Genomic DNA, 6,891 nt, shown 5'->3' on the forward strand with positions numbered 1-6,891 from the left:
ATGAGAGCCCTCCGCGGGCGCTTGTCGAGCAAGTCTCCAGGCGCGCGCTGGCAGGGCCGGCTCCAGAATCGGAGCGTTTGCCAGCATGGGCAGGCGTTCGAACAGCTATGCCTGACAACCATAGCGAGGTGGTCCCACTCCTTCCCATCCCGAACAGGACAGTGAAACGCCTTTGCGCCGATGATAGTGGACGGACGTCCGTGAAAGTAGGTCATTGTCAGGCGCCAATCCCGAAACCCCACAGCTCGCGCTGTGGGGTTTTTCTTTGTCTTGCGCAAACCTGCGATCAGGCTGCAAGCCGCGCCAGCGTTGAATGTGCCGAAATAACAACGGCCGTGGGCGGGTCGACTTTGTGCGGTAAGATTGACCGAGTCAATTCGTTGGAGCGTTATCGTGAGTGATCCCCAGACCCCCGTGCCCGGTACGACTTTAGATCTGCGCACGCTGACCCACGTGGCCTACGGCCTGTACGCGCTGGGCTTTCTGACGAGTGGATTTCTGGGCATCGCCACGCTGGCCGCCGTCGTGCTGATGTACGTCAAGCGCTCCGACGCCGCGGGCACCGTGTACGCCTCCCACTTCGACTGGCTGCTGCGCACCTTCTGGTGGGCCTTGCTGTGGCTTGCCATCAGCGCGATCGCCACGCTTATTTTCATCGGCTGGATCGGCCTGGCCGCCACCGTGGTGTGGGTGCTGTATCGCCTCATCAAGGGCTGGCTGGCGCTGCTGGAAGGCTCTGCGCCCACCACGTACGCCTGATTCGCGCAGACCCACGCAAAGGCCGGCATATGCCGGCCTTTTCCATTGGACGGCCGCAAGCAGCGCTCAGGCGCGAAGGCTTGGAGAGGAAGTGCGGAGGTAGGGGAGTCGCTGCGCTGCCGGCATGGCTGCCGCAGGCGGAGGAAGGCGCCAGGCGTGGGTCGGGAGGCTCGCCCGGCACTGGAGCCAGGGCGTCGAGGCGAGCTGGAGGCAGGGACGTACGGGGTACGCCCTTTGCCTGCTTACTTCAGATGTGCGTTGACCAGTTTGGTCAGTTCGAACATCGTGACCTGATCCTTGCCGAAGATCGGGCGCAGCTTGGCATCGGCGTTGATGTTGCGCTTGTTGCTGGCATCTTGCAGGTTGTGCTTCTTGATGTATTCCCAGATCTTCTTGGTGACCTCGGTACGCGGCACGGCTTCCGAGCCGATGACAGCAGCCAATTCGGCGCTGGGGGTCAGGGGCTTCATGAATGCAGCGTTCGGCTTGCGCGCGGTCGCGGGTTTGGAGGTTGTGGCCATAATGCGGCGCTCCTTCTCTGGCTGTTGGAAAAATTGTCCTGCGGCCGGAGCATAACGTGTCTCTACCCTAAAGACAAAGGCATTTATCCTCTGTAGCAACTAAAATGCACAGATTCTTCCTACTCTATCGTCTTTCTGTAACCTCCTATGTACGCACGTTCTCCGTTGGAATCGATTCGGCTGTTTCATGACGAATTGACGGCGCTGCGGCGCGATTTGCACGCGCATCCCGAGCTGGGTTTCGAGGAAGTGCGGACGTCCGGGATTGTCGCGGGCGCGCTGGAGGCGCTGGGGATCGAGGTGCACCGTGGCATCGGCAAGACCGGCGTGGTGGGCGTGATCCGCGGCAAGCGCTGCGACAGCGGGCGCATGATAGGGCTGCGCGCCGACATGGACGCGCTGCCGATGACGGAAGACAACGACTTCGCCCACAAGTCGACCAAGCCCGGCCTGATGCACGGCTGTGGCCACGACGGCCACACGGCCATCCTGATCGGCGCGGCCAAGTATCTGGCGCAGACGCGCAATTTCGACGGCACCGCGGTGCTGATTTTCCAGCCTGCGGAAGAAGGGCGCGGCGGCGCGCGCGCCATGCTGGAAGACGGCCTGTTCGATACCTTTCCGTGCGACGCGATCTACGCGCTGCACAACTGGCCCGGCCTGAAGCCGGGCACGGTGGGCATCAATCCCGGACCGATGATGGCCGCGGCCGACCGCTTCGAGATCCAGATAACCGGACGCGGCGGCCACGGCGCGCATCCGTATCAGACCATCGACCCCGTCACCATCGCGGGACAGATCATCACGGCCTTGCAAACCATCGTGTCGCGCAACGTGAATCCGCTGGATTCGGCGGTGGTGTCCATCGGCTCGCTGCAGGCCGGCCATCCCGGCGCGATGAGCGTGATTCCGCGCGAAGCGAAGATGGTGGGCACCGTGCGCACGTTCCGCAAGTCGGTGCAGGAAATGGTGGAGACGCGCATGCGCGAGCTGGTCTCGGCCATCGCCGGCGCGTTCGGCGGCACGGCCGAAGTGATCTACGAACGGATCTATCCCGCCACCTTGAACACGCCGCAGCACGCGAACCTGGTGGCCGACATCGCTACCGAAATGATAGGCAAGGAGAACGTGGTGCGCGACCTGGTGCCGTCCATGGGCTCCGAGGATTTCTCTTTCATGTTGCAGAGCAAGCCGGGCGCCTATTTCCGGCTGGGGCAGGGCGGAGCCGATTCCGGCTGCGTGCTGCACAACTCGCATTTCGATTTCAACGACGCCGTCATTCCCCTGGGCAGCGCGATGTTCTGCGCGCTGGCCGAACGGGGCATGCCGCTGGCAGACTAAGAAGCTTTCCATGTCCACGCAAAACACGACCCAGCTCACCATCACCCGGCCGGACGACTGGCACCTGCACCTGCGCGACGGCGCGGCGCTGGAGGCGGTGGTGGCCGACACCGCGCGGCAGTTCGCGCGCGCCATCATCATGCCGAACCTGCGTCCGCCGGTGACCAACACCGAACAGGCGCTGGCCTATCGCGGCCGCATCCTGGAGGCGCTGGCCAAGGCGGGCGGCAATCCCGCCGCGTTCACGCCGCTGATGACGCTCTACCTGACCGACAACACCTCGGCCGAGGAGATCTTCCGCGCGCACGAGTCGGGCCAGGTCTATGCGGTCAAGCTGTACCCCGCCGGCGCCACGACCAACTCGGACGCGGGCGTGACCGATCTGCTGGGCAAATGCACCAAGGCGCTCGAGGCGCTGGAAAAATGCGGCATGCCGCTGCTGGTGCATGGCGAAGTGACGGACCCGTCGATCGACGTGTTCGACCGCGAAGCGGTGTTCGTCGAGCGCGTGATGCTGCCGCTGCGCCGCGCCTTCCCGGCGCTGAAGGTCGTGTTCGAGCACATCACTACCAAAGAGGGCGCGCATTACGTGCGCGACGCCGAAGGGCCGATCGCCGCGACCATCACGCCGCAGCACATGCTGTACAACCGCAACGCGATCTTCCAGGGCGGCGTGCGTCCGCACTGGTACTGCCTGCCGATCCTCAAGCGCGAAACGCATCGCCAGGCGCTGGTCGAGGCCGCCACCAGCGGCAGCCCGCGCTTTTTCCTGGGCACCGACAGCGCGCCGCATGCACGCGGCCTGAAGGAACATGCCTGCGGCTGCGCTGGCTGCTACACGGCGCTGCACGCGATGGAGCTGTACGCGACCGCGTTCGACGCGGCCGGCAAGCTGGACAAGCTGGAAGGCTTCGCCAGCTTCCACGGCCCGGACTTCTACGGCCTGCCGCGCAACACCGGCACGCTGACGCTGGTGCGCGAAGCCTACACGGTGCCCGAGGACCTGCCTTTCGGCGACACCACGCTGGTGCCGCTGGCCGCGGGCGAGGCGCTGGCCTGGCGCGCCCACGTCTGAGACGGAAAAAGGGCTGCCTCGCGGGCAGCCCTTCGCAGGTGCGCTATATAGATATGGCGCGTCGGATCACAGCGAGCTTTCGCGCCGCGCTTCCAGCAGTTCCCAGCGCGCGAAGCGTTCTTCGAGCTCGCTTTCCAGCTTGGCCAATTCGCTGTTGATGCGTTCGACCTCGGCCGGCGCGTCGCGGTACAGGCTGCCGTCGGCCAGCTTGCCGGCCAGTTCGGCCTGCTGCGCTTCCAGCGCCGCGATGGCGTCGGGCAGGCCTTCCAGTTCACGCAGCTCCCACGAGTTCATCTTGGCGGCGCGCGCCGGCTTGGGACGCGCGGCCTTGGCGCGCGCCGCGCCGTCGTCGGCCGGCCTGGCGGCGGGCGCGGCCTCCTCGGCGGGCGCGGCCGGCGCGGGCCGCTGCGCGAGCCATTCGTCGTAGCCGCCGACGTAGTCGCGCCAGCGGCCATGGCCTTCGTAGGCGATGGTCTGGGTGACCACGTTGTTCAGGAAGGCGCGGTCGTGGCTGACCAGCAGCACGGTGCCTGCGTATTCCTGGAGCAGCTCTTCGAGCAGCTCCAGCGTTTCGATGTCGAGATCGTTGGTGGGCTCGTCCAGCACCAGCACGTTGGCGGGCCGCGCGAACAGGCGGGCCAGCAGCAGCCGCGCGCGTTCGCCGCCCGACAGGCTGCGCACCGGCGAGCCGGCGCGTGCCGGCGAGAACAGGAAATCGCCCAGGTAGCTCATGACGTGCTTGCGGGCGCCGCCGATTTCGACCCATTCGCTGCCCGGGCTGATGATGTCGACCAGCGTGGCGTTCTCGTCCAGCTGCGCGCGCATCTGGTCGAAGTAGGCGACCGAGACGTTGGTGCCCATGCGGGTGGCGCCGCTGTCGGGCTGCATTTCGCCCAGGATCAGCTTGAGCAGCGTGGTCTTGCCGGCGCCGTTGGGGCCGATGATGCCGATGCGGTCGCCGCGCAGGATGGTGGTGGAGTAATCGTCCACCACGACTTTGTCGCCGAAGGCCTTGCTGACGTGCTCGAGTTCGGCGACCAGCTTGCCGGAACGCTGGCCCTCGGCCAGCGCCAGTGACACGTTGCCCACGCGCTCGCGGCGTTCGGCGCGTTCGACGCGCAGGCGCTCCAGGCGGCGCACGCGGCCTTCGTTGCGGGTGCGGCGCGCCTCCACGCCCTTGCGTATCCAGACTTCCTCCTGGGCCAGCAGCTTGTCGAAGCGGGCCTGCTCCAGCCGTTCGGACTCCAGCCACTGGGCCTTGCGTTCCTGCCATTGCGAGAAATTGCCGGGAAAGCTCAGCAGCCGGCCGCGGTCCAGTTCGACGATGCGGGTGGCGATGGCGTCCAGGAAGCGGCGGTCGTGGGTGATGATGACCGCGGCGCCCTTCCAGCCGCGCAGCATGTCTTCCAGCCAGGCGATGCCGTCGAAGTCGAGATGGTTGGTGGGTTCGTCGAGCAGCAGCAGATCGGGTTCGTCGACCAGCGCGCGGGCCAGCGCGACGCGCTTGCGCGTGCCGCCGGACAGGCCGGCGATCTGCGCGTCGGCGGGCAGGCCGAGCTTTTCGATCACGGCGCGCACGCGCGAAGGGCGCTGCCAGTCTTCGTGGTCGCCTTCCACATTGCAGACCACGTCGAAGACCGTGGCGTTCTCGTCGAGCTCGGGCTCCTGCTCGACGGTGGCCACGCGCAGGCCCGAGCTGCGGGCGATGTCGCCGTCGTCGGGCAGGGTGCGGCCGTCCAGCAGCCTCAGCAGGGACGACTTGCCGGCGCCGTTGCGGCCGATCAGGCCGATGCGCTCGCCGGCCTGGATGGCGAAATCGGCGTGGTCCAGCAGCGGATGGTGGCCGTAGGCGAGCTGGATGTCGGTAAGGGTGATGAGAGTAGCGAGTGCCATGTAATGGAGCAGCGTCTGCGTCTGTGCGAATCAAGGCGTATTGTCGCAGGAACCCGCGCGGGCGTCGGCGGTGGCGCGGGCCTTGGGGGACGGAGCCGCCACCTGTACTAGAATACGAACCGCAAGACGGGTCGGGCGATCGCGGTGGATGCGAATCCATCGAGGAAGGTCCGGACTCCACAGGGCAGGATAACGGCTAACGGCCGTCCGGCCGCGTCCTCGGGCGCGGTTGAGGAACAGGGCCACAGAGACGAGTCTGCGGGGCGGGCGCGCGGCGCGCGCACAGGTACGGCCATCTCCGTATCGCGCCGTCCGGCAACGGGCGGCGGCATCGCAGGGTGAAACGCGGCAACCTCTATCCGGAGCAACATCAAATAGGCATGCGTGCGGCCTTCGGGCCGCGAAGGGCGGCTCCGTCCGAGCATGCGGGTAGATGGCTACAGCGGCCCAGCAATGGTCCGCGCAGAGGAATGATCGTCCGCCAGGGCAACCTGGTGTACAGAATCCGGCCTATAGACCCGTCTTGCAACTCATTCTCGAATGCGCGGCCGTCCCGGCGCCGGGCGGACCGGGCTGCGCCATTTTTCGGGCGGCCCCGGACGCCGCAGGCGGTGGGAAGCCTCGCCAATAGGAGCGAAGGACCGATCGTAAAACAATGCAAAGCCATTGTTAGCCGCTACTTCTGAAGAAGGACTTTTAGATAGTGCCGCAACCTCCTGATTTATTGGGAGGTTTTTGTTTTTGCGGATTTACATATTGGCCTAAGTCCTTGTTGTGATTGAAAAAATTGCAACCTCTCCCTTGACCGCCCCTTTCCCATACCGTAGAGTGGGAAATAGTAGGAAATTGTGCAATTAAGTGGGGTAAAAGTGGTGTTTCAGGGAAGCAGCGCGCTCACGCTGGATGCCAAGGGACGGATCTCGATTCCGACCCGGCATCGTGACGCGCTCATGTCGCAGGCCGATGGCCGGCTGACCCTGACTCGCCACCCCGACGGCTGTCTGCTGGTCTACCCGCGGCCCGAGTGGGAAAAGAAGCGCGAGCAGATCGCCGCGTTTCCCATGTCGGCCCGCGCGTTGCAGCGGCTGTTGCTGGGCAACGCTCAGGACGTGGAACTGGACGGCTCGGGCCGGGTCCTGATCGCGCCTGAACTGCGCAACGCTTCCGGTATGACGCGCGATGTGATGCTGCTCGGATTGGGCGCGCACTTCGAGCTGTGGGACGCCGCTACCCTGGCCAGCCGCGAGGCTGAGGACCTGGCCAAGGGTATGCCGGATGTGTTGAATCAGTTTTCGTTCTGAA

Annotated in this window: 6 protein-coding genes, 1 rRNA gene and 1 other RNA gene; 6 read left to right on the forward strand and 2 right to left on the reverse strand. The window is 65.6% G+C overall.

Annotated elements, in window-relative coordinates; all coding sequences use genetic code 11:
- Window positions 1-110: 110 nt before the first annotated feature.
- Both rrf and A6B37_RS16090 read left to right on the forward strand, forming a co-directional pair.
- Window positions 111-223, forward strand: a 5S ribosomal RNA gene (gene rrf, locus A6B37_RS16085).
- A gap of 170 nt (window positions 224-393) precedes the next feature.
- Window positions 394-759, forward strand: a complete 366-nt coding sequence (locus A6B37_RS16090; RefSeq protein ID WP_168202223.1) for a hypothetical protein — start codon at window positions 394-396, stop codon at window positions 757-759.
- Window positions 760-1,001: 242 nt separating this feature from the next.
- Here A6B37_RS16090 and A6B37_RS16095 read toward each other — a convergent pair whose 3' ends face one another.
- Window positions 1,002-1,280 (reverse strand): SWIB/MDM2 domain-containing protein, encoded by a 279-nt coding sequence (locus A6B37_RS16095; protein ID WP_006217453.1) that lies wholly within the window; start codon window positions 1,278-1,280, stop codon window positions 1,002-1,004.
- A 147-nt stretch (window positions 1,281-1,427) separates the two neighbouring features.
- On the opposite strand from A6B37_RS16095, the gene A6B37_RS16100 reads away from it, so the two are divergent.
- Together A6B37_RS16100 and pyrC are read left to right on the forward strand one after the other, a co-directional pair.
- Window positions 1,428-2,621, forward strand: coding sequence for a M20 aminoacylase family protein (locus A6B37_RS16100; RefSeq protein WP_111826354.1), 1,194 nt, complete (start codon window positions 1,428-1,430; stop codon window positions 2,619-2,621).
- A 10-nt stretch (window positions 2,622-2,631) separates the two neighbouring features.
- The gene (gene pyrC / locus A6B37_RS16105; RefSeq protein WP_102775392.1) at window positions 2,632-3,696 is read left to right on the forward strand and encodes a dihydroorotase; all 1,065 of its coding nucleotides are present in this window, start codon (window positions 2,632-2,634) and stop codon (window positions 3,694-3,696) included.
- 66 nt (window positions 3,697-3,762) lie between these two features.
- Here the strand turns inward: pyrC and A6B37_RS16110 are convergent, their stop codons facing one another.
- Window positions 3,763-5,589, reverse strand: a complete 1,827-nt coding sequence (locus A6B37_RS16110) for an ATP-binding cassette domain-containing protein (protein WP_111826355.1) — start codon at window positions 5,587-5,589, stop codon at window positions 3,763-3,765.
- 123 nt (window positions 5,590-5,712) lie between these two features.
- On the opposite strand from A6B37_RS16110, the gene rnpB reads away from it, so the two are divergent.
- Window positions 5,713-6,118: RNase P RNA component class A (rnpB, locus tag A6B37_RS16115), an RNA gene on the forward strand.
- A gap of 343 nt (window positions 6,119-6,461) precedes the next feature.
- A complete protein-coding gene (gene mraZ, locus A6B37_RS16120) occupies window positions 6,462-6,890 on the forward strand; it encodes a division/cell wall cluster transcriptional repressor MraZ (protein ID WP_043542651.1) in 429 nt (142 codons plus the stop codon).
- Window position 6,891: the final 1 nt, after the last annotated feature.

The organism is Achromobacter sp. HZ01 (assembly GCF_003267925.1).
GTDB lineage: Bacteria > Pseudomonadota > Gammaproteobacteria > Burkholderiales > Burkholderiaceae_B > Achromobacter > Achromobacter pulmonis_A.